General features: G+C 62.6%; 29 protein-coding genes and 3 pseudogenes. 10 read left to right on the top strand and 22 right to left on the bottom strand.

Annotated elements, in window-relative coordinates; translation table 11 throughout:
* Window positions 1-3 precede the first annotated feature (3 nt).
* The 16 genes from E4Q23_RS16305 to E4Q23_RS16235 form a co-directional block, all read right to left on the bottom strand.
* On the bottom strand, window positions 4-1545 hold the full coding sequence (locus tag E4Q23_RS16305; RefSeq protein WP_248595509.1) for a sensor domain-containing diguanylate cyclase: 1542 nt from the start codon (window positions 1543-1545) through the stop codon (window positions 4-6).
* 447 nt (window positions 1546-1992) lie between these two features.
* Window positions 1993-2385, bottom strand: a complete 393-nt coding sequence (locus E4Q23_RS16300) for a DUF6362 family protein (RefSeq protein WP_169067615.1) — start codon at window positions 2383-2385, stop codon at window positions 1993-1995.
* Entirely contained in the window at window positions 2378-2587 is a 210-nt protein-coding gene (locus tag E4Q23_RS16295) for a hypothetical protein (protein ID WP_169067614.1), read from the bottom strand. The genes E4Q23_RS16300 and E4Q23_RS16295 overlap by 8 nt, the downstream gene beginning before the upstream one ends.
* On the bottom strand, window positions 2584-3048 hold the full coding sequence (locus tag E4Q23_RS16290) for a crossover junction endodeoxyribonuclease RuvC (RefSeq protein ID WP_169067613.1): 465 nt from the start codon (window positions 3046-3048) through the stop codon (window positions 2584-2586). Before E4Q23_RS16290 ends, E4Q23_RS16295 begins: the two co-directional genes overlap by 4 nt.
* Before the next feature lie 130 nt (window positions 3049-3178).
* A complete protein-coding gene (locus E4Q23_RS16285) occupies window positions 3179-5464 on the bottom strand; it encodes a phage/plasmid primase, P4 family (protein WP_169067612.1) in 2286 nt (761 codons plus the stop codon).
* Window positions 5461-5793, bottom strand: coding sequence for a hypothetical protein (locus tag E4Q23_RS16280; protein WP_169067611.1), 333 nt, complete (start codon window positions 5791-5793; stop codon window positions 5461-5463). The genes E4Q23_RS16285 and E4Q23_RS16280 overlap by 4 nt, the downstream gene beginning before the upstream one ends.
* Entirely contained in the window at window positions 5790-6545 is a 756-nt protein-coding gene (locus E4Q23_RS16275; protein ID WP_169067610.1) for a hypothetical protein, read from the bottom strand. The genes E4Q23_RS16280 and E4Q23_RS16275 overlap by 4 nt, the downstream gene beginning before the upstream one ends.
* Window positions 6545-6988: a DUF6511 domain-containing protein gene (locus E4Q23_RS16270; RefSeq protein WP_169067609.1), complete on the bottom strand. Its 444-nt coding sequence runs from the start codon at window positions 6986-6988 to the stop codon at window positions 6545-6547. Before E4Q23_RS16270 ends, E4Q23_RS16275 begins: the two co-directional genes overlap by 1 nt.
* Window positions 6985-8658 (bottom strand): DEAD/DEAH box helicase, encoded by a 1674-nt coding sequence (locus E4Q23_RS16265; RefSeq protein ID WP_169067608.1) that lies wholly within the window; start codon window positions 8656-8658, stop codon window positions 6985-6987. Before E4Q23_RS16265 ends, E4Q23_RS16270 begins: the two co-directional genes overlap by 4 nt.
* Before the next feature lie 12 nt (window positions 8659-8670).
* Window positions 8671-9297: a hypothetical protein gene (locus E4Q23_RS16260; RefSeq protein WP_211203798.1), complete on the bottom strand. Its 627-nt coding sequence runs from the start codon at window positions 9295-9297 to the stop codon at window positions 8671-8673.
* A gap of 2 nt (window positions 9298-9299) precedes the next feature.
* A complete protein-coding gene (locus E4Q23_RS16255; protein WP_169067607.1) occupies window positions 9300-10166 on the bottom strand; it encodes an ATP-binding protein in 867 nt (288 codons plus the stop codon).
* The gene (locus E4Q23_RS16250) at window positions 10163-10642 is read right to left on the bottom strand and encodes a hypothetical protein (RefSeq protein ID WP_169067606.1); all 480 of its coding nucleotides are present in this window, start codon (window positions 10640-10642) and stop codon (window positions 10163-10165) included. The genes E4Q23_RS16255 and E4Q23_RS16250 overlap by 4 nt, the downstream gene beginning before the upstream one ends.
* A complete protein-coding gene (locus E4Q23_RS16245; RefSeq protein ID WP_169067605.1) occupies window positions 10639-10851 on the bottom strand; it encodes a helix-turn-helix domain-containing protein in 213 nt (70 codons plus the stop codon). The genes E4Q23_RS16250 and E4Q23_RS16245 overlap by 4 nt, the downstream gene beginning before the upstream one ends.
* A 177-nt stretch (window positions 10852-11028) precedes the next feature.
* Complete coding sequence (locus tag E4Q23_RS24075; protein WP_248595508.1) at window positions 11029-11376, bottom strand: hypothetical protein; 348 nt, start codon at window positions 11374-11376, stop codon at window positions 11029-11031.
* A gap of 26 nt (window positions 11377-11402) precedes the next feature.
* The gene (locus tag E4Q23_RS24070; RefSeq protein WP_248595507.1) at window positions 11403-12032 is read right to left on the bottom strand and encodes a hypothetical protein; all 630 of its coding nucleotides are present in this window, start codon (window positions 12030-12032) and stop codon (window positions 11403-11405) included.
* The gene (locus tag E4Q23_RS16235) at window positions 11995-13224 is read right to left on the bottom strand and encodes a hypothetical protein (RefSeq protein ID WP_169067604.1); all 1230 of its coding nucleotides are present in this window, start codon (window positions 13222-13224) and stop codon (window positions 11995-11997) included. The genes E4Q23_RS24070 and E4Q23_RS16235 overlap by 38 nt, the downstream gene beginning before the upstream one ends.
* Before the next feature lie 207 nt (window positions 13225-13431).
* Here E4Q23_RS16235 and E4Q23_RS16230 point away from each other — a divergent pair, with 207 nt between their 5' ends.
* From E4Q23_RS16230 to E4Q23_RS16210, 5 genes are all read left to right on the top strand, one after another.
* Window positions 13432-13755 (top strand): helix-turn-helix domain-containing protein, encoded by a 324-nt coding sequence (locus E4Q23_RS16230; RefSeq protein WP_169067603.1) that lies wholly within the window; start codon window positions 13432-13434, stop codon window positions 13753-13755.
* Between the two features lie 10 nt (window positions 13756-13765).
* Window positions 13766-14698, top strand: coding sequence for an ImmA/IrrE family metallo-endopeptidase (locus E4Q23_RS16225; RefSeq protein WP_169067602.1), 933 nt, complete (start codon window positions 13766-13768; stop codon window positions 14696-14698).
* A 390-nt stretch (window positions 14699-15088) separates the two neighbouring features.
* Complete coding sequence (locus tag E4Q23_RS16220) at window positions 15089-15589, top strand: DUF2924 domain-containing protein (protein ID WP_169067601.1); 501 nt, start codon at window positions 15089-15091, stop codon at window positions 15587-15589.
* Window positions 15586-16944: a recombinase family protein gene (locus tag E4Q23_RS16215; RefSeq protein WP_169067600.1), complete on the top strand. Its 1359-nt coding sequence runs from the start codon at window positions 15586-15588 to the stop codon at window positions 16942-16944. The genes E4Q23_RS16220 and E4Q23_RS16215 overlap by 4 nt, the downstream gene beginning before the upstream one ends.
* Window positions 16941-17396, top strand: a complete 456-nt coding sequence (locus E4Q23_RS16210; protein WP_169067599.1) for a LacI family transcriptional regulator — start codon at window positions 16941-16943, stop codon at window positions 17394-17396. Before E4Q23_RS16215 ends, E4Q23_RS16210 begins: the two co-directional genes overlap by 4 nt.
* 56 nt (window positions 17397-17452) lie before the next feature.
* On the opposite strand, the gene E4Q23_RS16205 is transcribed toward E4Q23_RS16210, so the two are convergent.
* The 5 genes and pseudogenes from E4Q23_RS16205 to E4Q23_RS16190 form a co-directional block, all read right to left on the bottom strand.
* Window positions 17453-18331, bottom strand: coding sequence for a hypothetical protein (locus E4Q23_RS16205; RefSeq protein WP_169067598.1), 879 nt, complete (start codon window positions 18329-18331; stop codon window positions 17453-17455).
* Window positions 18321-18989: an XRE family transcriptional regulator gene (locus tag E4Q23_RS16200; protein ID WP_169067597.1), complete on the bottom strand. Its 669-nt coding sequence runs from the start codon at window positions 18987-18989 to the stop codon at window positions 18321-18323. The genes E4Q23_RS16205 and E4Q23_RS16200 overlap by 11 nt, the downstream gene beginning before the upstream one ends.
* Window positions 18986-19780 (bottom strand): TIGR04255 family protein, encoded by a 795-nt coding sequence (locus tag E4Q23_RS16195; RefSeq protein WP_169067596.1) that lies wholly within the window; start codon window positions 19778-19780, stop codon window positions 18986-18988. The genes E4Q23_RS16200 and E4Q23_RS16195 overlap by 4 nt, the downstream gene beginning before the upstream one ends.
* A gap of 85 nt (window positions 19781-19865) precedes the next feature.
* Window positions 19866-20018 (bottom strand): annotated as a pseudogene (locus tag E4Q23_RS24065) (LacI family transcriptional regulator); the annotation flags it as partial.
* Between the two features lie 726 nt (window positions 20019-20744).
* Window positions 20745-21953 carry an aminotransferase class I/II-fold pyridoxal phosphate-dependent enzyme gene (locus E4Q23_RS16190; RefSeq protein ID WP_169067595.1) on the bottom strand — a complete coding sequence of 403 codons (1209 nt, stop codon included), beginning with the start codon at window positions 21951-21953 and terminating at the stop codon, window positions 20745-20747.
* 264 nt (window positions 21954-22217) lie between these two features.
* On the opposite strand from E4Q23_RS16190, the gene E4Q23_RS24060 reads away from it, so the two are divergent.
* The 5 genes and pseudogenes from E4Q23_RS24060 to E4Q23_RS24055 all read left to right on the top strand — a co-directional run.
* On the top strand, window positions 22218-22379 hold the full coding sequence (locus E4Q23_RS24060) for an isocitrate/isopropylmalate family dehydrogenase (protein ID WP_248595506.1): 162 nt from the start codon (window positions 22218-22220) through the stop codon (window positions 22377-22379).
* Window positions 22327-23307, top strand: a complete 981-nt coding sequence (locus E4Q23_RS16185; RefSeq protein WP_336511714.1) for an isocitrate/isopropylmalate family dehydrogenase — start codon at window positions 22327-22329, stop codon at window positions 23305-23307. The genes E4Q23_RS24060 and E4Q23_RS16185 overlap by 53 nt, the downstream gene beginning before the upstream one ends.
* A 131-nt stretch (window positions 23308-23438) precedes the next feature.
* Window positions 23439-24143: an alpha/beta hydrolase gene (locus E4Q23_RS16180; protein WP_169067594.1), complete on the top strand. Its 705-nt coding sequence runs from the start codon at window positions 23439-23441 to the stop codon at window positions 24141-24143.
* A gap of 2 nt (window positions 24144-24145) precedes the next feature.
* Window positions 24146-24652 (top strand): annotated as a pseudogene (locus E4Q23_RS16175) (YgjP-like metallopeptidase domain-containing protein).
* Window positions 24653-24903: 251 nt separating this feature from the next.
* A pseudogene (locus E4Q23_RS24055) lies at window positions 24904-25245 on the top strand (ParA family protein); the annotation flags it as partial.
* A 33-nt stretch (window positions 25246-25278) separates the two neighbouring features.
* Here E4Q23_RS24055 and E4Q23_RS24050 read toward each other — a convergent pair.
* Window positions 25279-25584 (bottom strand): putative transposase (locus tag E4Q23_RS24050; protein ID WP_248595511.1); only part of this gene is annotated, 306 nt, incomplete at its 5' end.

Here is a 25584-nt window from a genome sequence, read left to right as displayed (position 1 = left end):
CGGTCAGCAAGAGCGAACCGCGTTGCGGCCACATGCCTTGGCCTGGTAGAGGACGGTATCTGCCCGGCGTACCGCCCCCTCCTCATTCTTGTCCTCATCGAGCGCCGTCGCGACCCCAATACTCACTGTCACTTGTCCTACCAGGAGGAAAGATTGCTCGGCGACCGTGCGTCTGACGATCTCGGCAGTCGCCAAGGCTCCTTGGACAGTCGTCTCCGAGAGGATCGCGAGGAATTCCTCCCCGCCATAACGCGCGACGAAATCGGTTTCCCGCAATGAATCTTTGAGCACAGTCGCCATTTGCCGCAGCACTTGATCGCCTGCTTCGTGGCCAAGGGTATCGTTAATCTCCTTGAAGCAATCAATATCCATGAACAGCACGCAATAGGGGCGGCCTGACCGCTTGAAGCGTAGGAATTCCAGGTGCAGCCTCTCGTTGGCTGACTTGCGGTTTTGCAGCCCGGTGAGTGTGTCCACCCGAGCAAGTTGCTCAAGCTCCCGATTGGCAGCCTCCAAGGCGGCAGTGCGTGCAGCCAACAATTCTCCGGTCTGACGAAGCGCGACAGCGACCTCAGCCGCTTCGTGGATAGACACACCGGGAATTGGCACGGACTGCCCGTGTCCCAAGGCGATTGCCGGCGCGGTCAGTGCACGGACCGAGCCGGCGATTCTCCGTCCGGCTAACCACGCCAAACAGAGCCCAACGAAGAGCAAGGTGACCAGGCCCGCAGCCAGCCAGGTCATGGTGTGCATTAGATCGCGTTCGAGGATTGCACGAGGAATTCCGATACCGACACTCCAGCCAGTGACCGATGAGCGGCTCCAGACCGACAACGTCGGAATTCCCTCACGGGTAATGGTCTTCATTGAGCCTTCCGGGGATTCGCTGATGCGCTGGATGTACTCGGCCGTTCCCTTCTGGCCGACGAACTCTTCCGAAGCGTGAGTGCGCGCGGCGATGGTGCCCGTGGGGTCGAATATTGCTGAGACCCAACCGGGTGGGAAGCTTTGCGCAGCGAGGATCGCGTTGAAATCGTTCGGCAACAGGCCGATGCTCAGGACATAGGCCACCTTACCGGCAAGAGTCACCGGTAGGTCGATGCTCAGCACGGGCTTACGCAGTACCCCACCGACGTAGATCTCAGAAATGACCGGTTGTCCGGTCTCGAAGACACGACGGAGAATTTCCGGACGGCCGTGCTGCGGCAGAGGTTCGCCAAATTCCCGCAGCGTGTTGACCAATTGCTGGCCGTTCTCATCGCTGAGCACGACGTTCATACCCACGTTTGCCGTGGCGATGACGTCACGCGCCCGTCGATGGAATCCCGCCAAGTCGTGGGGGATAAGCGCACTCGACGTGACCAGTACTTGGCCAACGGTCTTGGCTCTGAACAGTTGGCTATCAACCGACTGAACCATCGCACGCGCCGTTGCGATCATGTCCCTTTCTAGTTGGGCTCGGCCGTTCAGATATTCCCGCGAGAACAAAACCACCACGCCCAGTATTCCCGGCAGCAGGCAGGCGAGAACCAGCCACAGGAGCATTGTGCCGATTCGCCACCGGGAAGCAAAACCGAATGACCGAAGGTTCTTCAAGTGTTGCCAGCAATGATGCCAAAAGGGTGTCAGGCAGGAGTCTTCAGTAGTTGTTGACGCGACTCTTGGCATTGTGCGGTCTTTTCTGCAGCCGCGCCATTGCATTGTCCAGAGCATCGTCAGCCTCTTCCGCAAAGGCGGTGGTGGGCAAGGTAAAGGATCACGGGGCGCTGAAAGCAAAAACCCGCCACAGGGGCGGGTCGCTGGTGCGGCTGGAAGGAAGGAATTCTCGTGTGTGAGGGCCGCGTCGCTGCTCTCGCACCCTTCCCAACCATAGCCGTGACTGTAGGTCAAAACGGCCCGAGATGCGACACCCCCTCGGAGTCCTGAATTTGGCAACGCTCCGCAGGTTTTTGCAGCAGCGCGCACATGTCCGAAAGCTCTATCAAAATTCTTTCACGGTGCGACTGCCATCGCCTGGTTGAGCCGATCGGTGACGGTCTCAATCGCCCGTTGCCAGTGACGTTGCGCCGTCCTGGTGCAGCAGGCCGCGCGAATTGAGATGTCCCGCCAACCGTAGCGCTTGGCGCGCATCCAGACGACATGGCGCTGGTCGACCTCCAGCCACTGCACCCAGCGCATCGTCTCCAGCATCCGGTCGATGGCCTGCGGGCTTGGCGGCAACGGCCGGTAGTCGCGGTCCTCCTCCGGATAGGCTTCCCAAGCCTCCCGGGCAAAGGTTGGCCAGACGTTGAAGTAGCCCTGCACCCGAACGCGGGGCAGTCGCCGGCCCGTCTCGGCCGCTTCAGCAAATCGTGCCGCGACGTCTTCGATCGTCCAGTCAGCCACGACGTCGCCCTCCCGCACCGTACAGCCGTTCGCCCAGCCGCCGCACGAACTCGCGTTCGACGAAGTCCAGCCGCTCGTCGGCGTCCGACACCACCAGGATGCGCTGCTCGCGCCAGCCGGTTTCCTTCACCGCTTCGAGATCGGTGACGTCCGGTTGCAGCCGCCCCAGCGGGCAGCGGTAGCGTTGCGGAGGAATCTTCATGTCACACCCTCCTGATCCACCGCCCACGCCAGCAGGGCCAGCGCATCGGCTTCGTTGGCGTCCTGTGGATCAAGCCCGCGGGCTCTGGCAGCGGCGATCATCTCGGCCTTGCCGGCGTTGCCCTTGCCGGTGGCGTGCTTCTTGATCGTCCCCACCGGTACGCCCTGGTAAGGAATGTTGCGGTGTTCGCACCAGGCGGTCAGGTGCGCCAGGAATCCACCGTAGGCGTGTGCCGCATCCACCCCGGCGTGACGACGCACCTCCTCGAAGTAGACTTCGCTGATGTCACCGCTGGTCAGCAATTCGCTGAGCCAGCGCTTGAATCGCAGGTAGCGCATGCCGCCACCCTCGAAGCGATGGGGCTGGAAATGCGCGGTGCCGCTGGTAATCGTGCCGTCCCGGTGGTGCAGTGCCCACCCGGTATGTGTGCCCAGATCCAGGGCCAGAATCGTTTCGGTCATGTGACGTATCTCATTGAATATTATGGTTGTGACCGAAGGTGACCTCTCAATCATTAACCCTGTAAACTGCACGTCAGCATGTGTAAACAGAGTCATAGTGCAGGAGGGTCTCCTCTGGTCACCCGGGGCATCAATCGTCTCGGTAAGGGAGTCGCTCGCCATAGTCTTTCGGCTTGAGCGACAGGCCGGAGACGCCCTTCACTCCGCCAGTCAGCCGCCTGCGCTCGAAGCCTCGATTGCAGAGTTGCTGCATCAACCAGCGACTGGTGCCGATGTATTCGCCGCGCCGATTGGCCCATTCCTGCCAGCGCCGAAAGATGTCTGCGACGGATACGCGCGCTTCTCGGGAGCGCTGGCATTCCTCCTCAATGAATTCGCCGATGGCGTCCTCTTCATCGAAATACTCGTCGGTGGCGTCGACGACGACCTTTGGCGGCTTCAACCCGTGCTGTTGCCACAGGAGACATCCCTCAACGCCCCACGCCAAAATGCCGTCGCGCTCCCGGAGCAGTTTCTCGGTGAGCTGTCCGTCGCGACGTTCCGGCGGAATCGTCACGGTGAAGGGGATCAGGTGCAGCCGGCGCTTCATCGCCTCATCCACGTTGCGAATCGACGGGTTATGGTTGCCCGCGATCACCAGCTTGAACTGCGGCAGATACTCGAAGAAGTCCTGCCGCATGAAGCGCGCGGACACCTTGTCACCGCCGGTGATCGCTTTCACCTTCGACTCGTTCCAGCGCCGCCCTTGCTCGGTTTCGATTGAGGAGACGAAACGGGCGCCGCGAAGCCCCGCGAGGTCGGTCGGATGCCGGTCAGTGCGTGCTTCCATGAACGTATCCATCGGCGCGTTGGCGGCGTAGTCCCCGAGGATGGTGGTGATCACGTTCACGAACACCGACTTGCCATTGGCCCCGGTGCCGTAGAGGAAGAACAAGGCGTGCGCGGACGTGACGCCGGTCAGACAGTAGCCGACAACCCGTTGCAGATAGGTCATCAGATCCGCGTCGCCGCGGGTGATGTCGGACAGGAACGAGAGCCACCGCGGACAAGCGCCGTTCGGCGTGGCGGTGGTGATCTTGGTCATCCGGTCGGCACGGTCGTGCGGCCGCAGTTTGCCCGTGCGCAGGTCGATGACAGCACCGGGTGCATTGGCGAGCCAGGGATCGCTGTCCCATTCGTCCGATGTCGAGGCGTGCCGACGTTCGCTGCGGGCGAGACGCTCCACGCCGTTCACCGTGCTACTGGAAGCCAGCTTCGCGGCCAGCCGGTGCGAACTCGCCTTGATGGCCGCTTCGCGACAGATGTGCCGCATGAGGTGCGTGACCAGCAGTGTGTCGTCCGGCTGCCAGCGGTTGCCCGTCCACACCAGCCACTTGCCCCACTGGGCGCAGTAGCGCCAGTCCTTGGCATAACGCCGGGTGAAGGACAGAGCCAGCGCATCGTCGGTTGCCCAGACCGCATTCTCGTCGGGTTCCTCGGCGCACTCCTGGAACGGTGGTTGAATGGTGATGCGGGGACCACTGGCCAGAAAGGTCGGCACATCGAACCCGTCCGCCAGCGCATCGGCCGCATCCCAGCCCTGTGCTTTGTCGTCGGGCGGCATCAAGACTTCGCAAGACCGTGCGCCGACCATCAGCACGGCATCGGCGGCGGCCAGGGCATAGTCCCACCCCGCTTTGTCGAGGTCGGGCCAGATCAGCACACGCTTGCAGTTCAGCGGCGTCCAGTCAGTCTTCTCCACAGGAGCATTCGCGCCATGCATCGCGGTCGTCGCCACGACGCCGGTGTCGATCAGCGCCTGCGCGCATTTCTCGCCTTCGACGAGCACCACGCTGTCGGCTTTGGCCAGGCCCGGCTGGTTGTAGAGTGGCCTGGGATCGGGCGGGGCCATCTTCTGGCGCTGCGCGTCCCACGGCCGGAACTCCTTCTTCCGGCCCGGTGGGTCGTAGCGATAGACACAGGCGATGAGTTGGCCCTCAGCCGTGAAATAGTCCCACTTGGCCGTGTGCGGGCCGAGATCGTCGACCGGCGCTTCCTTCCGCCGCCTGGTCGGCAGAGCGGCGGGCGCGCGCCCGAGCAATTCACGGGCGGTTTCGAGCACCCTCGGAAAGTGGGTGCGGGCGTCAATCCCACGATGGGCCGCAATCAACGCAAAGAGGTCGCCGCCGTCGCCGGTGGCACGATCGGTCCAGAGCCCTGCCTTCTCGCCGGTAAGGACGACTTCCAGGCTCTCACCGGGATTGCCGAACACGTCGCCGATGAGAAACCTGCCGTGGCGCACGACGCCTGCCGGAAACAGGACCAACAACACGCTCTCCAGGCGGGCCAGCAAGCCGGCGCGGAGTTCGTCGCGGTCGGATTCCTGCAGCTTTTGGGGCGAGGCGCAGGTGTCGAGGGGGTCGTTCAGATCAATCATGAGGCTTCCTTCTTCAGCGTTTCTTGTGCGGGGAGATAGCCGGTCTTCAAGGCGATCTCGCGCACGAATTCCGGGTTGAGGTCGACCAGGTCGCACCAGAACGTCAGGCGACCGTCGTGGAAGAAGCGCCGAGCGTCACGACGGATGCCCCAGGATGAACTGCACAGGTCGACGAAGGCCTGCTTGATGACGCTCACGCACAGGCGTGATTCCGGACAGACGAGGCTCACCTGGCGCAGCAGCAGACGCTCGATGGATGGAGTCCCGACCAGAGGTTTCTGGCGGCGATGGATCGAGCGCACGTCAAACTCAGGGGTCGCGGTATTCATGACGACCTCCAGCAGCGATGGGCCCAGGCGCAGTACTTGCACTCGTAGTAGCCGGGCTCGATGGCGATACGTGGCAGTTGTTCTCCCGCTTCGGTGGCCTGGATCACCCGCACCGCGCGGTCTGACATGCGCTGTGCCAAGCCGCCATCGAACGGCACGAGCTCGCACCACAGTTCCTGGGTATCCTTGTTGATCGCGGTGAACAGCGCCGGGTGGGCAGAGATGCCGGGAATCGACGACTCCAGATAAGCCTGATAGACGGCGATCTGCGCCGCATAGACGGGCTTGCTGACCGCCACGCCGGACTTGACGCACGCCTTCCAGTTGCGATCGTTCATCGTCTTGCACTCGAACAACATGGGATACGAGAGGCCCAGCTCGGCCGGGCCGTCACTGAAGATGCCGTCGACGTGCCCCTGGATGCGACCGTTGGCCACGGAGAAACCGAACTGCCCACCCTCCTTGCGTCGGGTGTGGAGTTCAAATCCGGCCAGCCGCAGCCAGCGAATGGCGAGTTCTTCGAGGGCATGCCCGACGTCGAAGATGCGCAGCGTGCGGCCGGCAAACTCGGCGCCCGCATCCACCGGGGCATCGGCATACTCGAACTGCAGGGCGCGCTCGCAGGCAATGCCCAAGCGGGACGCGCCGAGGTAGCGACGCCTTTCTCGGGCGGCGTTCTCCGCCTGCAGGGCGGCATCCACGAGCGCGGTGACCTTCTCGTGAAACTTCGGTTGATGGTTCAGATCGATCATCAGAACGGGATCCTTGAATTGGCGCCGGACACCGGCAAGGGTTGGGCAGCAAGGCGCTGTTCGAGAAAGGCGCGATCGGTCGCCGCCAGGCGTTCGTGCTCGATGAGCATGTGCGCCTGATAGGCGTCGATCACGACCTCGACCAGACGCAGGACTTCCCCCTTGCCGTAGTCGGCCAGGGGTCGCTCCATGCCGATGGAAGCGACGTAGTCGCCGAGGGGCGCCAGTGCGGCGCGCATGGCGGCAATTTCCAGATCGGAGGGATCAAGCACAGCGCCCTCCTGAAGTCCGGTCAGCCGTTCCATGACTTTGGAGAACGCCTCCATGCAGCGCATCGAACAGAACACCCAGCGCTCCAGGAAGCGCCGCGGATCGGTGCGCTGTAGCGCGGGGTTGAAGATGCCGAAGCCGCGCGCTTCGCGAGAGCAGAGGGCACATGTCATGCGGCCTCCAGGTGATGCTGATTGGCGGCATGAACGACCCGCTGAATCGCGTGCTTGTTGAACCGGAACGTCAGCAGTGCCGACGCCTGGTAGCGGGTCAGGCCGAAATCGCCGCGCAGCGCTGGTGGCAGATAGCGCAACTGGTTCTCGGTCGGCACCTCGCTCAGCCAGCGCCGGGATTTGTGGGCGGCGTCATCCGTTTCCAGATCGTTGAGCCAGTCGTTGGCCTGCGCCAGGCACACCGTGCGTTCGCCGACACCCAGGAGCCGAACCGGCACTGTCCCGTGGCCACCGATCGCGTACCAGCGGCCTTCGAGGAAGAACACTCCGGCCCAGGCCTTGAAACCCGCGGCGAGCAGGGCACAGTCGTCCCCGAAGAGATCGCACCACGAGAAGTTCGAGCGCTTCAGGAGATCGATCTCGCTCATCACGAAGTCTTCGAGAGCGGCTTTCTCGTCGCCCGTCTCTTCCCGTTCGAAGAGGTGCCCGCACAGCGGACACTCGCGCGACGCTTGCGGGATCTCGGCGTCGCATGCGGGACAGGTCTTGGTCGGGGCCTCGCCACCGGTCTCGAATCCATCGAGATCGACTTCCTGCTCCAGGCTGCCGTGCTTGAGCGAGGCCGTCCCAAAGTCGAGGACGATGCAGTCGGTCTTGACCACGCCGGGATGCTCGGCGGGATCGACAACCCTCAGCCCGCGTCCGACCATCTGGATCAGCGTCGATTTGTAGGAACTCGGGCGCAAGAGGACGATGCAGGCGGTTGGTGTGTAGTCGTAGCCTTCGGTCAACACCGCGACATTGACGAGGACCGTGGTAGTCCCGGTCTCGAAGACGGCGAGCGTCGCCTTGCGATCTGCCTCGGACATCTCGCCATGCACGACGGCCGCTGCCACGCCGCCGGCGAGGAAGGCGTCGCGAACGGCTTCGGCATGGGCAACGGTGGCGCCGAAAGCGATGGTCTTGCGACCGGCGGCCTTGTCCTTCCAGTGCCGCACGACGGCTTCATTGACCGGGGCGTTGTTCATGATCGAGGCCACAGCGTTCATGTCGTAGTCCTCGGCGAGTTTCTTCACCCAGTCGAGTGCCTCGCGGGTGCCTACGTCGATGACGAAGGTGCGGGGTGACACCAAGTGGCCGGAACGGATGAGTTCTCCGAGGCGGATCTGGTCAGCGACGTTCGAGAACACCTCGCGCAGGCCTTTGCCATCGCCGCGATTGGGCGTTGCCGTGACGCCGTAGATCAGCGCCTTGGGATTTCTGGCGAGCGTCTTGTCGATGACCTGCCGATAGGTCGGCGCGGCGCAATGGTGGGCCTCGTCGATGACCAGCAGGTCCAGGGTCGGCATCTGATCCAGATTGCGCACCAGCGTCTGGACCATCGCGAAGGTGGCCTGGCCGGCCCAGGATTTTTGGTGGGAATCGAACACCGACGTCGCGATGCCAGGATTTACCCGCGAGAACTTGCTCCGGTTCTGTGCGGTGAGTTCGTCGCGGTGGGCCAGCACGCAGGCCTTGGCGTCGGGATGAGTGAGGAACTCACCGGCGGTGCCGGAGAGGCATATCGTCTTGCCGCTGCCTGTCGGAGCGACCCCGAGGGTGTTGCCGTGGAGTCGCAGGGCTTCGATGGAACGGGTGACGAATTCGCGCTGGCGCGGTCGGAGCATCATGGCCGTGCCTCCTCACTGTGCCCAGGCGGGACGCGTGGGAACGCGGAACGCCGCTGGCGGGGTGGAGGCTGCGGGTGCCATCGGCGTGGCCGGCGCACCGCTGCCGAAGCCGCCCGACGCCGCGGGTGCGCGTGGGGCAGCACCCATCAGCGCGGCATAGTCCCTGTGATCCGGCGTGACGGCCGACTTGATGACGCTCTTGTCCTGCCCGTGCTGATCCTTCTCCCAGTCCACCTTGCCCAGGAACTCGATGCCGTCGAGTTCGGCGAATCCAGCGATGCGGCGGGCGTTCTGCGCCGCGGGACTGTTGTCGGCGGGATGAATGCCGCGTGCCGAGTTGAGGATCGCCTTCATGAAGCTGCGGCCCATGTTCGCCCACTCTGGACCTTTGGGGCTGGAGAGTCCGATCAGCGACCACAGCTTGCGCCGGGCGAACTCACCTTCCAGGACGACGAACTCGCAGTTGAGATAGACCGATCCGGTCTGTGCGTTGCGCGTCGCGTAGCCCCCGGTCCAACCCTGCGCGGGATCATCGAAGCCTCCGGGCCGAACGGTCATCCGGACGTGGACGAGGGTGCCCTTCGGAATCAGGTCGAAGCTGGCTTGCTCGGAAGCCGAGTTGAAATCGAAATAGCTCATGATCAGGACTCCTGCGTCGGAAGGGGTGGAGTGGCAGCGGGGCGAGCGAAGTCGAGTCGCTCGGTTGCGGGCTTGGCCGGGCCGGCGATCTTTGCCATCAGGCGGCCGAGATGAGGTTCCTCGATCGGATCGAGTCGCCCGGAGCGGTCCTTGGCCGGGTAGCCCCAGGCGTTCAGCGTGTGGCAGACGAGCGCGCGGTAGCTCGTGCCGTCGTCGGCTTTCAGTTCGGCGAGAGTGATGACCTCATCGACGATGCCGGGCAGTTCGAGGCCGGTCTTGGAACCGTCGATTTGCAGCGAGAACACACGGCGATTGAAGTCATCGAGCTTCTCGTCGAGGATGCCGACGAACCAGACGTTCTTGCCACGCGTGTGCTGGAGGTGAGTGAGCCAAGCGATCATTTCCTGGCCCATCAAACCGTAGGCGCCGCGGCTGTAGGGTTTGCCGGTCTTGTCCGAAAAAGCCTGCGGCTGGCCTTTGCACCATTGCAGGCAGAGCCGGCCGGCGACGGTGATCGAGTCGACGAACACCGTGTCGTAGCGGTCGAGGACCGACGGTTCGCCAAAGCGAGCGCAGACCGCGTCGAAGTGCGCCTGGCTGTACGGTTGATCTTCGCGCAGAGCTGGATTCGGTCCGCCGATGTACACCGCGAAATCGCGGCATTCCTGCCAGGTGCGTGGGCGGAGGGTGTCTCCGGCCCAGCCCTCGACCGCCAGGTCGCCGGCCTCGAGGTCGAAGAACAGCGTCGCCGTCGGATTGAGGGTCCACAGTTGCGACGTCTTGCCGATGCCGCTCTTGCCGACGAGGACGCCCTTGACGCCGCGCTTTTCTGCGAGGCGCTGATCGGCGCTGATGATGGGGAGGCTCATTCGGTTGCTCCTTTGAGCAGGGCGAGACGGAATCCCGGCTTGCCGGTTCTGAGGGCGCGTGCCGGGGCGACGGCGCTCTTGAGCGACTCCGGCCAGGCGTTGAATTTGGCTTCGGAGACGCGGTAGGTGACCTCGACGTATTGGGACGGGTCGTCACCACTGGCGGCGATACGGCGGGTGATGTCGGCCAGTTGCTTCTGGTCCCACTCGACTTTCTTCGGTAGGTCTGCGGTGATGCGCACCTGGTCGTCGTCGAAGTGCACGACGCCGCTGTCCTTGCCGGCGGCGAGGCGCAGCTGCCGGGCGCGGTGGACGTACTTCAACTCCACGGCCCGGTCGACGTGCTCGACGATGGTCTTGGCGGCTGCGAGCAGATCGGCGGCGTCGCTCTTGATCTGAAACAGCGCCTGGCTGGGCTGCTCGGCGAGTTGGCTGGCTGGGGTAGCCAGGAGGTGATGGAGGGAGCCGGAACTCATGCGGCACCTCCAGCGGCGACGCGCTCGCTGGTGCTACGGTGCAGACTGGCGGTTTCGAACGCTTCGACGTCCTCGACGCGGTACAGCACGCGCCCTTGAAGTTTCAGATAGACGGGGCCGATGCCCGCGGTTCGCCAGCGTTCGAGGGTGGCCTCGCTGACGTCCCATCGGTCCGCCAGTTGGCCTTGGTTGAGGTGTTTGACAGGCACGTTTTTCTCCTTTCTGGTGATTGCGAAAACGTGCCGTCATTTTTTGGGTCGAGGTGTACGGGCATCTAGCGCCGCCATGTACGGGCTGGTGTACGGGCGCGGCTGGATGGGGAAATTCGTGTCCTAGAAAGCAAAAAAACCGCCCGAAGGCGGTTGTCCGTACTGCTTGTGGCGGGGTCAATCCAGTCGAAATCCGTACCGCCCCTTTTCAGGGTTGACGATGTAGTCCTTCCATGCGCCATTGGCGCTGAACAGGCTCTGCATCCGCGTGCTCTTGCCGGTTTCCTTGTCCGGGTACGCAGCAGCGAGAATCTCCCTGGCTTCCACGAGCCACCGGTCGTTGCACACCTGCTGGTAAAGGTACTTGACCGCGGCAGCCTGGCGCTGGCCCTTGATGTGCCAGGGTCTCGTCTTGCTGCGGATCGTGAGCATGTTCGTGTACTCGTCGAAGTGCACCGGCAGCACGGGACGAAGCGTGCCGTCGGCCGGACTGGTCAGAATGCGATGAAGGAGGTCGACGTCCATGCGTGGTTCCGGGACGTAGTCGACGATCACGTCGTGCAGGGAAGCAAAACGGTAGCTTCGCGGCGGCCGTACGAAGTCCGGCGGCCCCATGCCGGAGGACACGATGAGGCCCTGATCCGGCAGGGCCTGCTCGTAAAATGGCGGAACAGCTCATCGATGCAGGACGCAAGGCTGCGCACAAACCAGACGTCGGTAAGGGCCGGTCCGATTCGGGCCTTGCCAACCTTCCAGAGATGGCCGCCCAGTAACGGCGACTCGATGCCCCGGCGAAGGGCTTGCGGCACGTCGAGCAGGTCGGCGATGACATGGAGGAGCATCGGCACGTGAACGGCGTAGACCGCCACCTCTGTCGCCGCGACGGATTTCCTGCGAAACGTCTCCGGACACCGATAGCGGTAGCGCGTCGGATCGCTGTCCTCATGCAGTTCGACCGGCACTCGCTCGTCACCGCAGGGCGCCGGATAGCACCCGGCGTAACCGACGCACTCCGTCCAGTCTGCTAGTTCCCGGGCGGACAGGGGCGTGTTGTGGAAGACGTCCCATCCGGGCACGCCGCGCAGGCGTTGGCCTGCCGTATCGCTGATCGACTGGCTGGATCGCTCGAAGAGGTCGAGCAACTCAAGCAGCGACCGCGTCGACAGGGGCATTGGTAACATCGCCGATCTCCTTCACCAGATGCCACTTGGCGAGCAGGCGGTCGCACAATGCCCGGTCCTTCTCACGCTTGGTCTTGATGCTGCACTTGTTGTCCTCGCGCAAGATGATGGTGATCGTCCGTGCGCGTTCGTTGCCGACTTTTTTCAGGCGGATGGAGAGCTTGGCGTAGTGCAGGTGGTGATGGCGAAAGTCGAACGTGGGGCTGATCAGCTCCCGCGCAGCGGCGTGAATGTCGTCGGCATCCGTCGACCAGATCTTCACCAGCAGCGAGCGGTGGTTCAACGCGGCGTACCCGAGTTCGACTACCTTGACGAATGCCACGTTCTCCCCGGCCAGGTCGAAGTTGCGTGGCGCGGCGAGACTCTGATAGTCGTACTGCTTCAGCGGAATTTTCTCGCCGGAGATCGGTGATTGCAGCAAGGCATCTGCCACGATCCGGGCCAGCGTCTCGCGGCCATCGTTGTCCTTGGACAGCACTTCCAGATGACCCTGGGCAGGTTCGTAGGTGATGTGCGAAGAGACAGCCCTGATCACCTCTTGAGCGACGAGTTCGCTGTCATGGACGCAGTCGATGATCTCCGGCGGGCGGTTGTGGTGAATGCTGACCTGATACAGGGCGACGTCCTCGCCGGTCTGCGTGTCGGGACGCAGTCGCTTGAAAATCTGGACGGCCACCGCATCGACCGCGCAGCCCAGATGTTCGGCGACGGTCTGATGAAAAGCGACCCTCGAGGCCTCATCGTCTTTGATGGAGAGGCTCTTGGGGGCCATGAAACCGGAGTAGCACGACGGGCTTTGGCGGAAGACGTCGGCCTGCCGGGCATCCAGTGCCTCCTTGAAGACCGCGGGCTCATGAAGGTAAAGCCACAGGGCACGTTCATACTGGTTGCGTATCGCGGCGAAGGTCTCCCGGCCGGCATTGTCAAAGATGTCGTCGCGAAAACCCTCGATGACATCCTGCCCGGCACCGTCCGACATCAGCACGATACGTTCGGCCACCTCTTCGATCGGCTGCCTCTCGCTGACCGCGAGGGCCGAGAGGGCTTCGTTCATGCCGGCCCGCTGTTCTCGCTTGGCCTGCTTCCCATGTAACTCCGGCATCGCCAGATCGAACTCATCGGCCATGAATTCACTAAAGACCGCCGGCGGCAGGTGGCCGAGCAGTTTGGAGAGATTTTCTGCATCGTTCATCGACATTCCCCTTTGCAAGGTGTTGATCAGGTGACTATCAGCCCGAGCAGCCCATTCTTGACATTGTGGTGTGTAGACCGATTACGTTCGGTGCGCCGAACATTTTTTGATTATCCATGAGCCTTGTGTGTCTTGTCAAACAGGTACGCAAACGTTCGGTACGATGGTATGATTTTTGGCCTGATACGGACCACTGAGGAGAAAGCGGTGCCATCACCCCTGGGTGACAAGATGCGAGCCCTGCGCAAGGAAAAGAAGCTAAGCCTCGAACAACTGGCGGAACTCACCGACTCCAGCAAGAGTTACATCTGGGAGTTGGAGAACAAGGATGTCCCCAGGCCGTCAGCCGACAAGATCGGCCGGATTGCCGCGGCGCTGGAAGTCACGCCGGAATTCCTGCTGGATCAGCGCGACGATCTGACACCGGACGAGGAGATTGTCGATGAAGCATTTTTCCGCCGGTACCGAAAGCTAGAACCTGACGTGAAGAAGAAGATTCGCAAGATCATGGACGCCTTCGACGACGAGTAACGTTGCGAGAATGAGTGACGCACCGAAATCGCCCAAGGCGACAGCCAACGATCTCCTGGCCAAGGTCATCAAGCCGGCCTTTGGCGGGGTCTATCCGCTGCCCATCCCGCTCGCAGAAATCATCACCGACTACACGAGACAGCGCTTTCCCGCGGATCCCATTACCGAGATCAAAGGCGCTGACCTACCCGGATTTGAAGGGATGCTGCGGCCGAACAAGGCGCGAACCCGGTGGCAGATCCTCTACAACGATGCCGACGCATCGCCGGGTCGGATCCGCTTCACCCAGGCCCATGAGTTTGGCCACTATCTCCTCCATCGCCAGAAGCGCGACGCCTTCTCGTGCAGTGATGCCGACATGGTCGAATGGGACGCCGTCGAAGCCGGTATCGAAAAGGAGGCCGACGAGTTTGCGGCGACCTTCTTGATGCCGACGGACGATTTTCGCGATCAGGTCGCCGGCGAAGCAGCATCGTTTGGGCTGTTGAGTCACTGCGCGGAACGTTACGAAGTGTCCCTGATGGCGGCGATGCTCAAGTGGGTCGAGTTCGCTCCCAGGCGCGCCGTCGTGCTCGCAGTTCGTGACGACTTCGTGCTTTGGGCGCGCGCGAATGAGGCCGCGTTCAAGTCAGGCGTGTATCTGGCGACACGTAAGCGGACGATCGCGGTGCCAACGCGATCAGTGTTCGACAACCGCAATCGGGTAGCCCAGGCCGAGGTCAATGGGATCCGGGCCAACTGCTGGTTTCCACGCGAACCGGCCGAGATGCCCCTGACGGAAATGAGCTTCGTCTCCGACCAGTATCGACTCACCCTGGGCATTCTGTTGCTGCCGGACGCCGAGCGGCGTTACCGGCGCCAGGAGGATCTCGACGAGGAGGACGAGGGGCTCGAATCCACCATCGACCGGTTCGAGCGCTGCGGGCAGCCGATCATTCGGTAGCCGTCTGACCGGCCTTCCCGCGTGGCGCATCAGCGCTCCGCAAACGCCCGCAGTTCCCTCGTGGTGTCGGTGGCGCTTCATCCGGACAATTACGCTTTCAAGCGATTTTGACGGAGAGGGCCGATACCGATGCGTGAGATAAAACGATGTGCCTCGTTACGAGCCGAGAGCGAAGCGGCGCGAAGCGACGGCCAGGTCAGCCACCTGCCCCCGGAGCGCATGACGCCGGAGCAGCGTCGGATCGAGATCGCATCATTGCTGGCCAATGGGCTGGCCCGTCTTCGCGGCGTCGTAGAGCCTGCGGCCCGAGAGAACGAGTTTGAGCTTGCCTTCTCCGGCCACCAGCGCGTTCATTCACACCCCGTCAACAAGGAATAGAACGGAGTCATAATGAACATCTCCCCGCGTACTCCCGCTACGCCGCCGTCGGTCGTGGCGCAGATCGGCCGTTTGCCCGAACTCAAGATGCCAGAGATCAAGGCGCTCTGGCAGAAGCTGTTCGGCGCCGACACGCCCAACTATAACCGGCCGTTCCTGGAACGCCGCATCGCCTACCGCTTGCAGGAAGTGGAGTTTCGCAAGGTCGATGCCAAACTGCTGGAGAGAAACCAGCGTCGAATTGCAGCGCTCCTCGAAACGGGCAAGGTCGAGAAAAGCGATCGCGACACCCGACCGGCAGCAGGCACCGTGCTGACGCGTGAATACCGCGACGTCGAATACTGTGTGGTCGCCACCGCCGACGGGCAGTACGAGTTCAACGGCCGGATGTACCCGAGCCTCTCGATGATCGCGCGCGAGATCACCGGAACACGATGGTCGGGACCGCTCTTCTTCGGACTCAAAGGCCCGGCCAAGCCGGAAGTGTCCACCAGGAAAGGACTACGGCGATGAGCGAAGCCCTTAAGCGGCGCGTGCGCTGCGCCGTCTACACACGCAAGTCCACCGACGAAGGGATGGACCAGGAGTACAACTCCATCGATGCACAGCGCGACGCCGGTCACGCCTATATCGCCAGCCAACGCGCCGAGGGCTGGATTCCGGTGGCAGACGACTACGATGACCCCGCTTTCTCGGGTGGGAACATGGAGCGTCCGGCACTCCGGCGCATGATCGTCGACATCGAGGCCGGCAAGATCGACGTGGTCGTGATCTACAAGATCGATCGCCTGACCCGCAGCCTGGCGGACTTCTCCAAGATGGTGGAAGTCTTCGAACGCTACGGTGTTTCCTTCGTCTCGGTGACCCAGCAGTTCAACACCACGACCTCGATGGGTCGCCTGATGCTCAACATCCTGCTGTCGTTCGCGCAGTTCGAGCGTGAGGTCACCGGCGAGCGGATCCGCGACAAGATCGCCGCCAGCAAGCGCAAGGGCATGTGGATGGGGGGCGTGCCGCCGCTGGGCTACAACGTCGAGAACCGGCGACTGGTCCCCAACGAACGCGAGGCGAAACTCATCCGGCACATCTTTCAGCGCTTCGTCGAACTCGGCTCCAGCACCTCGCTGTTCAACGAACTGAAGCTCGACGGCGTCACCTCGAAGGCCTGGACCACTCAGGACGGCAGGGTCCGCGAGGGGAAGCCGATCGACAAGGGGATGATCTACAAGTTGCTGCACAGCCGCACCTACCTCGGCGAACTGCGGCACAAGAGTGAGTGGTTTCCGGCGGCGCACCCGCCAATCATCAAACGCGAGTTGTGGGACAGCGTGCATGCGATTCTCGCCACCAATTGCCGGATGCGCGGCAACGCGACGCGAGCGGTCGTGCCCTTCCTGCTCAAGGGCATCGTATTTGGCCATGACGGGCGGGCCTTGTCGCCCTGGCACACGACGAAGAAGAGTAACGGACGCCGCTACCGGTATTACATCCCGATGCGCGATACCAAGGAGCAGGCCGGAGCGTCCGGTCTGCCACGCTTGCCGGCGGCAGAGCTGGAGTCGGCAGTGCTCGAACAACTACGCGGCATCCTGCGCACACCGGCGATGGTCGGTGACATGCTGTCGCAGGCGAGCAAACTGGATCCGACCCTGGACGAAGCCAAGGTGACCGTGGCCATGACGCGGCTCGACGTGATCTGGGACCAGTTGTTTTCCGCCGAGCAGACGCGGATCGTCCGGCTCCTGGTCGAGAAGGTGATCGTTTCGCCCACCGATCTGGAAGTACGCCTGCGCGCCAATGGCATCGAACGTCTGGTGCAGGATCTTCGCCCGGCACCCGCCGAACGGCGCCAGGAGGTGCTCGCGTGAACGGGATTCGCATCCGCAGGACCGGGGCGTCAGATGTCATCGCCGCCAGCGACGGCAGGTTGACCCTGTCGGTGCCGATACAAATCAAGCACCGCAGCGGGCGGAAACTGGTTACCTTGCCGAACGGTGAAGCCGCCCAGCCCAGGCCCTGGGATGTCGCCGCCACGCCGATGCAACTGGCACTGGCACGCGGCCATCACTGGTTGGCAATGCTCGAATCGGGCGAAGCCAAGTCGATCACCGAGCTCGCCGCCCGGGAGAAGATCGACAACAGCTACATGTGCCGAATGCTCAACCTGACCACGCTGGCGCCCGATATCATCGCGGCCATCCTGGATGAGTCCTTGCCGCATCAGGTTGGCGTGCATGATCTGGCGATCAGTCCGCCGGTGTTGTGGGAGGAGCAGCGCAAGCGAATTGGTGTGGTTGGCGAGAACCTGCCGGCGGAGTGATAGACTCGTCGCGAGCCGTCCGGGGTGGTGCCCGCAGGGCGACCCAAAGGCGACTATCATGCTTGCGGACAGCCGTCGTTGGAACTCAATCCAGCTGACAGGTGGTCAAGATCGAGTGGATCGCTGTCGACATACTCCCCGGCATTCATGTCCGGCAACGTGAGGACTTGGCCTTCGATGGACTTGAACCGGCCCGTCGTCGGTACTAGCTTGAGCCACTCCTTCAAGAGGTCCGCCCAGTTCTTTCCCTCGGCGTCCGCGTCACTTTCATTGCGGACGAACCAGAAGAAGATGTCAACCTGAGGTGCGTCCCACGAAGGCGAGGCGAGCACACGGATCTCGCGAAGCGCTCGAAGGCCGTGGCCCTCGTCGGTGTTCTTCTCGTGCTTGTTCGCCATACGGCTTTGGAGCTTCCTCGCAAGCGCTGTGAAGTCGTCCGGGAAAGCGAAGCGGACGCGCTTTCGCGATAGCGCGAGCGCGAAGGCTCGGGCTTCGGCATCGGTGCTCCACCCTGGAGTACGCTCCCACGTTGCCACGAGGGGCTTCTCAACAGTCATCACACGATCGAGGTCGGCAACGAGCCTGCGCGCTGAAAGTAGTACCACGAACGCGTAGGCGGGGCGCCGACCCCGTTGGATCTCGCGAAGTCGATCATCATCGACTTCGACAAGTGGGCAGATCTCGACGAAGGGGCGCTCGGCGCACGAACGAACAACATCGCATGTCTGAGTGACGACGACGAATCCCGGGACTTCCTGCTCGGCCAGATCTGCACCTGCCTCGGCAGCAACTCGGCCAGCGTCGGTCACAGCGATCGACTTGTCGAGCCGGTGCACGAACCAATGCTCACCCAGGGCGCAGTCCCCCTGGCGCCACGCCGCGAGAATGTGGTCGATCGATCTAATCAGCGGGTCCTGCTCACTCTCAGCCGCCACCCCGAACCCTCACACTCTTCGCCGCACGGGTTGTCCCGCCATCGCGATGAATGCGGTCGTGGAGCGCGCCGACGAGTTCCTCCGGCGATTGCGGTGCACGTGCTGTACGCGCATCTTCCGAGAGCTTCAGCGGCGAAACCCGGCGTCCCTCGCCTGGCCCGAGCAGCGAGAGAACGCGCTCGTAGCCCCCCTCTGCCAACAAATCGAACGGCATGTTTCCGTCCTCGCGCACACCGAGCAATATCGCTCGGTTGGCGCTCGCGGAACCCCGGTCAACCTTCCGCACCACGGTAAGGAGGCGTTGGAGGTGCTCCTCGTTACTTGGCGCCATCGACTTGCCGCTCGCCCAAAAGTGAAGTGACCGGCGGCTAACGTTGAACAGACGTGCGAGTTGATCCCAAGTAAGGCCGCTCACACGCCGCAGTTCGCCGATCGCGGAACCCGAGGGTGTCGCCGCGGACACTGATGTGCCGGCTGTCGTTTGAACTGCTACGCGCCGCGAATGCAGTACCGTGTCGGCCGGAAGCGTATATGCGGTCGAGGTTCCGATGCCAGCAAGCATGACCCCGAGAAGTACCGGCCCACGAGCTTGCCGCATGAGCATTGCGCCAGCGGCGGAAGTGGCATTGACAGTAGGATGCATCTCAAGGCTGCTCATGGCTTGCCTCCGTAGCGTACAAGGAAGTCGTCTGTCACCGCCCAGCGGAAGACCGTGTAGATGCGCTCGGCGTAGCGCTGTGCCTCCGCAACGACATCCTCGACGATAAACGGCATCGGAGCAGAGCTGAACATGTCGAGGTCAAGAATCCAGCTCTTCTCGTTCTCAGGCTCAATCGCGGCAGGATCGACGGTCGCACCTGGGGGGAGGCAGCCCCAGCGAGCAAGCACCCGCGCCTCCGGCAGTTCGAACATCGACTCGGAAAGCGCATGCACGGCGTGCGTGGCAGCGATCGTTCCGGTGATGCCGCGAACCTCCGGACGGACCAACTTGGCGATGTCATCGACCGCATCGCCGGTAATGCGATCGATATAGCGGACGCCAAGACGATCGAGCTGGCCTGGTTCGATGTGTTCGTCGAGGGCTTCTGCAAGCGACTTGAGTCTGCCAAAGAAATCAGAACGGCTCACATATTTCGTGGTCTCGAGCGCTAAGAACTCGGGGGTGAGCGAAACGCGCCAGAACCCCTCCGTGTCGCTGAAACGCCACGCTATTTGCGACTTCGCTGGAGCCGCGCCGCTGGGGCTCAAGAGAATCCCTTGTGTCTGCTCCTGCCGGAGCACGGAATACGTCCTGCGGATCGCCTCTTGGAAAGGCGCCACGAAGTCTCGCTGCTCGACCGAGAGGATTTCCGGGAAGCGGAATTGTGCGATGACGCGGACGAGGGGGGCGTCCTTGAGGGGCACCTCCGCAGGCAACGCAGCTACGAACGGATCCACGATAGAAGTCATACTACGTACCATAAACGCAAAATGACCAGATGTGAAGTGTACTGTGAAGTGAGCCAAATCCATACAGCCTTCGATGTGGTTCTTCTCACGGCGCTGGCGGATCCGCCGCTAGGTCGAACATCGTGACGTGGGCCAGTAAAGTGTCGTCTAGGATGGCGGCCACGATGTCCGGCGCCAGGGTAATCACGCTGACCATTCGGCCCACGTAGATTTTTTCTGCGCCTTCCCGTGGGGCGATTCCCCAAGGTCGGCAAGCGGGAAGCGTAGTAGCGAAGCGAGCGGCAACTTCTGGCCGGGTGCGGTCCGCCAGTTGGCCGCCTGACGGCATTTCGCACTCTCTGGACTGGCACCGCTATTTCCACCGCCTACCAATGCCACGAATCAACCGCTTGATTGGACCACGTGTAAGCTGTTGATTCGTAATGGGGTAGTTCGTGGCGCTCGTGGACTTCAGCCTCTAGAGGACACCGACCGTGGAGAGAAAAATGGCCAGGAGAGAGTGAAAACGGCCAATTCCTGGCGCCCGAGCCAAACGACGAAGTCCACAAGAACCCGCATGACCCCCCGCAAACACGCGGCAGTACGCAAAAAAAGACCAACCCGATGAGGGGTTGGTCTTTTTGTCTGGTGGGCCCGCAGGGACTTGAACCCTGGACCAAAGGATTATGCTTACCACTACGGCTTTCGCCGCCTCTGGCGAGTTTGTGGTCTGGACTATACCTTCCCGTTACAGGCTGGCCGTCTAGTCTCTACACCTTCCCCCGCGTTAGTGGTGGGGGCTTGGCTCGGTATTGGCGTCGCCCGCAGGCACCAGCTTCCACCGAATTTGACCAGTTCTACCCGCCACCAGCGTGCCGCTGCCGACGGGCAACCCATGAAGCCAGCCACTCATCTGACGATGTCCAGGCTGACTTCGCTAAGTCCTCTGCTCTAACCAACTGAGCTACAGGCCCGGGACGGGATTCTACAGACTTCCGCGGACTTTCGCTTCGCTGAGGCAGTTTTCGATGCGCGCGGTGGTCTGGGCGATATCTTCGTCGAGGCCGATCGAGAAGCGGATCAAGCCTTCGCGCAGGCCGGCCGCTTCGCGTTCTGCGGGCGGGATCTCGGAAGAGGTGCTGTGCCCAGGAGTGTTGAACAGGGTCTTGAAATAGCCGAGGCTGACGGCCAGGTAGCCGACCTTGTCGCGTTGCATCAGCGTCATCAGGCGGTTGGCGGCGGCGAGGTCGCCGGCGTCGAGAGTCAGCATGCCGCCGTAGCCGTAACCGGGGTTCATCAGCTGTGTCAGCAGCTGATGGTGCGGATGGCTGGCCAGGCCCGGGTAGTGCACTGCGTATCCCAGCTCTTCGAGCCGGTTGGACAAATACAGGGCGTTGGCGCCGTGCTGGCGCAGGCGGATGTGCAGGCTGTGCAGATTCTTCAGGATGCTCGCTGCGCGGGTGCTGTCGAGCACCGGCCCGAGCAGCATGCTTGGGCCGGCGTTGATGTCGGTGAGGCGGGAAATGAAGTCGTGCGAAGCGACGACGCAGCCGGCGACGCAGTCGCTGGTGCCATTGACGAACTTGGTCAGGCTGTGCACGACAATGTCGGCGCCATGGCGCAATGGTGACAGGATCATCGGCGTGAAGGTGTTGTCGACCACCAGCTGTGCGCCGTGTTCGTGGGCCATGGCGGCCAGCGCCGGCAGGTCGGCGACTTCGAGCAGCGGGTTGCTGAGCGACTCGCAGTAGAGGACGCGGGTCTGTGGCGTCATCGCTGCGCGCACGGCGTCGTGGTCGCCGAGGTCGACGAAGCAGGTGTTGACGCCGAAGCGCGGCAGCAGGTTCTTGAGCAGGGCGTAGGTGCCGCCATAGATGCTGCGCCCGCAGACGATCTCGTCGCCGGCACCACACAGGGTCATCAGAGTGGTACTGATCGCGCCCATGCCCGAGGCCATGACCTGCGCCGATTCGCCGTCTTCCATGCGCTCCAGGGCGCTGGCGAGATACTTGTTGGTTGGATTGAAGTGTCGCGAGTAGAGGAAGCAGCCTTCGATCTCGTGCTCGAACAACTCCTCCATTCGCTCCGGGCTCAGGAAGGTATAGGTCGAGGAGTCGGTGATCGAGGGATTGACGTCGCCGAATTCCCCGAAGACGAGGTAGTCCTGGACGCGCGATGCGGGATTGAAGGCCATGTCGATACCCTCCTGATGATGATGATGATGATGGGAAAGGCAAACGTAGCACGCCAGGCGTGGATGGAGAAGTGCCGGCGTCCGATCCTTCGCCCGCTTGTTGAAATGCAGCCCAGCCGACAAAAGCACTTGACCGCCAGCGCCTTTTGCCCGTCAATGATCGCCGACGCGCAAACACTGGGCGCTTTGTCCGCAGCTTGCTGGCACGGCCCTCTGCGCAGGCCCCCAGGCCCCTGCGCCTTCTGAACGAATGGGAAGAAGAACATGTACAACAATCCACGTTTCCGGATCGCCGTTCTACCCGGCGACGGCATCGGCCCCGAAGTCGTCCAGTCCTGCCTGAGCATCCTTGAGGTGCTTTGCGAACGCCTGGGTGGCATCAGTTTCGACTTCCGGCAGCGCGAAGGGGGGGGCTGGACATTATGAAAAGACCGGCGCCGTCTTCGCGGACGACACCCTAGCCGAGTGCCGCGACGCCGACGCCGTACTCCTGGGGGCCATGGGTCTACCGCGGGTTTGTTACCCCGATGGAACCGAAGTTTCTGCCCACTTTGATTTGCGCATGGCGATGGATATTTACGCCGGTCTGCGCCCCATCCGCGGCTATCCGCGTTTGCCGCTGGTTTTGGGCGACAAGCGCGCGGCCGAGATCGATCTGGTGGTGGTTCGTGAGCAGAGCGAAGGCTTGCTCTCGTCGCACGGTTGCGGAACGCTCGAAGACGACCGGGTGCGGGAAACGATGGTTGTTTCACGCCACGGCAGCCGCCGGGTGGTCGAGTTTGCCTTCGAACTGGCCGGGCGACGTGCCAAGAGCAAACGCCGGCCGGGCAAGGTGACCTGTGTGGACCAGGCCAATTTGCTGGCGTCGATGGCCCTTTTTCGCAAGGTGTTCAGCGAAGTTGCCGCGACGCATCCCGAGGTCGAGGTGGAATACGCGCACGGCGACGCGATCGCCGCCAAGCTCGTCAAGGCCCCCTGGGATTTCGATGTGCTGGTCACCGAGAACGCTCTTGGCAGACTCATTGCCGATTTCTCGGCGGCGCTTGCCGGTAGTCAGAGTCTGGCGCCCAAGGCCGACATTGGCGATCGCTACGCAATCTTTCAACCGGCCCATGGTAGCGCAGACGATTGTGCCGGCAAGGGTCGCGCCAACCCGGTCGCCCAAGTCCTCGCGGCGGCCCTGATGCTCGACTGGCTCGCCGATCAGCATACCGAGCCGCGCCTGGCGCACGGCGCACGCATTCTCGAGCGCGCCGTGGACAAGACGATGTCCGCCATCTGGCCGATCGAGTTCGGTGGCGAGGACGGCACGGCGGCAATCACCCGCGCAATCATCGCGAACATACGCGGCTGATCTTCTGCGCGCCGCGCGGCCCGCCTCGCTTCCTCCGCTTCGTCTGCGAGCCCGTCCCTTTGCCGAGCCGACGATGCCGGGCAGGCAGCCTGCTAGAATGACGGCCGTTTCTCCGCACAAGGATCAATTCCATGACTTCAGAAGTGAGCCACGCCGACGACCTGTTGCTGCCATGCGTTGAACGCCAGACCGGTGAATCTCCCAAGTGTGCCGTGATCTGGCTGCACGGTCTCGGTGCCGACGGGCACGACTTCGAGCCGATCGTCGACGAGTTCGATTTCGATCAGTTGCCGGCGCTGCGTTTCGTCTTCCCGCACGCACCGATGCGTGCGGTGACCATCAATGGCGGTTTCGTGATGCGCGCCTGGTACGACATCATTTCGCCCGATTTCGCGCCGGGCAGGGAAGAGGCCGAAGACCTGGCTCAGTCGGCGCGACAGGTTGAGGCGCTGATCGCGCGCGAGAACGAACGCGGTATTCCCGACGCGCGCATCGTTCTCGCCGGTTTTTCGCAGGGCGGCGTGCTTGCCCTGCATGCCGGCTTGCGCCATCCGCAGCGGCTGGCCGGAATCCTGGCGCTGTCGTGCTATCTGCCGATGACCGAAACGCTGGCTGGCGAGGCCTCCAAGGCGAATCGCGATGTGCCGATCTTCATGGCGCACGGGCAGAACGATCCGGTCATTCCCTTCGATTTCGGAAAGCGTTCCTGCAAACTGCTTAAAGCGGAGAAATACGCGGTTGAGTGGCACAGCTACGCCGCCGAGCACTCGGTCTGTTACGAAGAACTGCAGGACGTCGAAGCCTGGCTGCACAAGGTCCTCGCCGACGTTTGCTGAGCATGCTGCCGTTGCGCTACCTGGCGGGCTATCCGGACGATCTGCAGCGGTAGGTACGCGCGGCGATCGCCGAGGACCAGCTGGCAGCGATGCTGCGCACCAGATATCCGGGCACGCATGAGGTGCGCAGCGATGGCGCCTTGTACGACTACACCCTGGCGCTCAAGAATCGTTTTCTGCGCAACGCCGACTCGCCCGCGAAAGTGCTTTTCGACAGTCGCCTGCAGCTCACCGCCAACGCCCTGGGAAGCAATGGCAAGCTGGCGCGGGTGCAGGGCGGCAAGATCAAGCGCAAGCACGAGATTCGCGTCGCCAGCGTGTTCAAGGAAGCGCCACCCGAGTTTCTGAAAATGATCGTCGTGCACGAACTCGCGCATCTCAAGGAGCGTGAGCACGACCGCGCTTTCTACCTGCTGTGCAGCCATATGGAGCCGGCCTATCACCAGCTCGAGTTCGATTTACGCCTCTATCTGACGCAGCGCGAGTTGACTGGCTTGCCAGGCGGATAGCCTGATCGGAGGCCCGTGACGCCGGCCCGCAGCCCTTACTGTGAAAGCCGCACAAGCGACTCACGAAACTCCCTTCTCCCTCGCGGGAGAAGGGTCAGGGGCAGAGGGGGGACGGTCATGGCTTTCATCATCAGGGGTGTCTCGACATGTCATGACCGTTAGCTTCCCGCCGCAAGCACCGCGGCGCTTTCCCCGCCGATGACTAAGGACTAAACTCGTGCCTAATCCATTTCAAGCACAGGGGAAGTGTCATGCGCCGAGTCGTCTTCAATCAGAAGGGTGGCGTCGGGAAATCGACGATCGCCTGCAATCTGGCCGCCGTCGGCGCCGCGCGCGGGCGGCGGACCCTGCTCATTGACCTCGACGCACAGGCCAATTCTTCCCGCTATCTGCTCGGTCAGGCGCTGGATACGCAGGAGAAGACGCTAGCGCATTTCTTCGACGATTTGCTCGGCTTGAAGCTTTTTCACGACGAGATTGGCGCCTACGTCGTGCCTTCGCCATTTCCCAATCTCGATGTCCTGCCTGCGGACCCGCGGTTGGAGGAACTGCAGTTCAAGCTCGAATCGCGCTACAAGATGTACAAGCTCAGACTTCCTGATCTCGGAGGAAACCCGGTTGGCACTTTAGACGAGGGCGAAGATCATTTTTGCCCCAGTTTCAGGATGCGGGAAATCTTGCAGGGTGAGTTCATCGAGGAGCGCGGCGATGGCGCGATCATGGGCTGGGCTGGCCATCCGGTGAATTTTGATGGTCAGGGTGTTGGCCAGAGCGTTCGGTTCGATGTCGGCGGAAGAAACGAACAATTCGCGAATGAGCGCACGCGCGTCGTCCTCCTTCTTCAAGTGGCGACGCAATAGCGCCACCATGGCGGTTTCGGCCCGGTAGGCGACCATTTTCACGGCATCACAGAGCATTTTGTTCAGCGGCGG

It is taken from the genome of Candidatus Accumulibacter phosphatis (genome assembly GCF_012939955.1).
Lineage (GTDB): Bacteria > Pseudomonadota > Gammaproteobacteria > Burkholderiales > Rhodocyclaceae > Accumulibacter > Accumulibacter delftensis.
The sequence above is the reverse complement of the archived record's forward strand: the minus strand, read 5'-3'. Positions and strand labels throughout refer to the sequence as shown.

Excerpts from the sequence above, each read along its gene's own strand:
- E4Q23_RS16305 (WP_248595509.1), bottom strand. The coding sequence starts at position 1,545 with ATGCTCCTGTGGCTGGTTCTCGCCTGCCTGCTGCCGGGAATACTGGGC.
- E4Q23_RS16295 (WP_169067614.1), bottom strand. The coding sequence starts at position 2,587 with ATGAAGATTCCTCCGCAACGCTACCGCTGCCCGCTGGGGCGGCTGCAA.
- E4Q23_RS16290 (WP_169067613.1), bottom strand. The coding sequence starts at position 3,048 with ATGACCGAAACGATTCTGGCCCTGGATCTGGGCACACATACCGGGTGG.
- E4Q23_RS16285 (WP_169067612.1), bottom strand. The coding sequence starts at position 5,464 with ATGATTGATCTGAACGACCCCCTCGACACCTGCGCCTCGCCCCAAAAG.
- E4Q23_RS16280 (WP_169067611.1), bottom strand. The coding sequence starts at position 5,793 with ATGAATACCGCGACCCCTGAGTTTGACGTGCGCTCGATCCATCGCCGC.
- E4Q23_RS16275 (WP_169067610.1), bottom strand. The coding sequence starts at position 6,545 with ATGATCGATCTGAACCATCAACCGAAGTTTCACGAGAAGGTCACCGCG.
- E4Q23_RS16270 (WP_169067609.1), bottom strand. The coding sequence starts at position 6,988 with ATGACATGTGCCCTCTGCTCTCGCGAAGCGCGCGGCTTCGGCATCTTC.
- E4Q23_RS16265 (WP_169067608.1), bottom strand. The coding sequence starts at position 8,658 with ATGATGCTCCGACCGCGCCAGCGCGAATTCGTCACCCGTTCCATCGAA.
- E4Q23_RS16260 (WP_211203798.1), bottom strand. The coding sequence starts at position 9,297 with ATGAGCTATTTCGATTTCAACTCGGCTTCCGAGCAAGCCAGCTTCGAC.
- E4Q23_RS16255 (WP_169067607.1), bottom strand. The coding sequence starts at position 10,166 with ATGAGCCTCCCCATCATCAGCGCCGATCAGCGCCTCGCAGAAAAGCGC.
- E4Q23_RS16250 (WP_169067606.1), bottom strand. The coding sequence starts at position 10,642 with ATGAGTTCCGGCTCCCTCCATCACCTCCTGGCTACCCCAGCCAGCCAA.
- E4Q23_RS24075 (WP_248595508.1), bottom strand. The coding sequence starts at position 11,376 with ATGGACGTCGACCTCCTTCATCGCATTCTGACCAGTCCGGCCGACGGC.
- E4Q23_RS24070 (WP_248595507.1), bottom strand. The coding sequence starts at position 12,032 with ATGTTACCAATGCCCCTGTCGACGCGGTCGCTGCTTGAGTTGCTCGAC.
- E4Q23_RS16235 (WP_169067604.1), bottom strand. The coding sequence starts at position 13,224 with ATGAACGATGCAGAAAATCTCTCCAAACTGCTCGGCCACCTGCCGCCG.
- E4Q23_RS16225 (WP_169067602.1), top strand. The coding sequence starts at position 13,766 with ATGAGTGACGCACCGAAATCGCCCAAGGCGACAGCCAACGATCTCCTG.
- E4Q23_RS16220 (WP_169067601.1), top strand. The coding sequence starts at position 15,089 with ATGAACATCTCCCCGCGTACTCCCGCTACGCCGCCGTCGGTCGTGGCG.
- E4Q23_RS16215 (WP_169067600.1), top strand. The coding sequence starts at position 15,586 with ATGAGCGAAGCCCTTAAGCGGCGCGTGCGCTGCGCCGTCTACACACGC.
- E4Q23_RS16200 (WP_169067597.1), bottom strand. The coding sequence starts at position 18,989 with ATGAGCAGCCTTGAGATGCATCCTACTGTCAATGCCACTTCCGCCGCT.
- E4Q23_RS16195 (WP_169067596.1), bottom strand. The coding sequence starts at position 19,780 with ATGACTTCTATCGTGGATCCGTTCGTAGCTGCGTTGCCTGCGGAGGTG.
- E4Q23_RS16190 (WP_169067595.1), bottom strand. The coding sequence starts at position 21,953 with ATGGCCTTCAATCCCGCATCGCGCGTCCAGGACTACCTCGTCTTCGGG.
- E4Q23_RS24060 (WP_248595506.1), top strand. The coding sequence starts at position 22,218 with ATGTACAACAATCCACGTTTCCGGATCGCCGTTCTACCCGGCGACGGC.
- E4Q23_RS16180 (WP_169067594.1), top strand. The coding sequence starts at position 23,439 with ATGACTTCAGAAGTGAGCCACGCCGACGACCTGTTGCTGCCATGCGTT.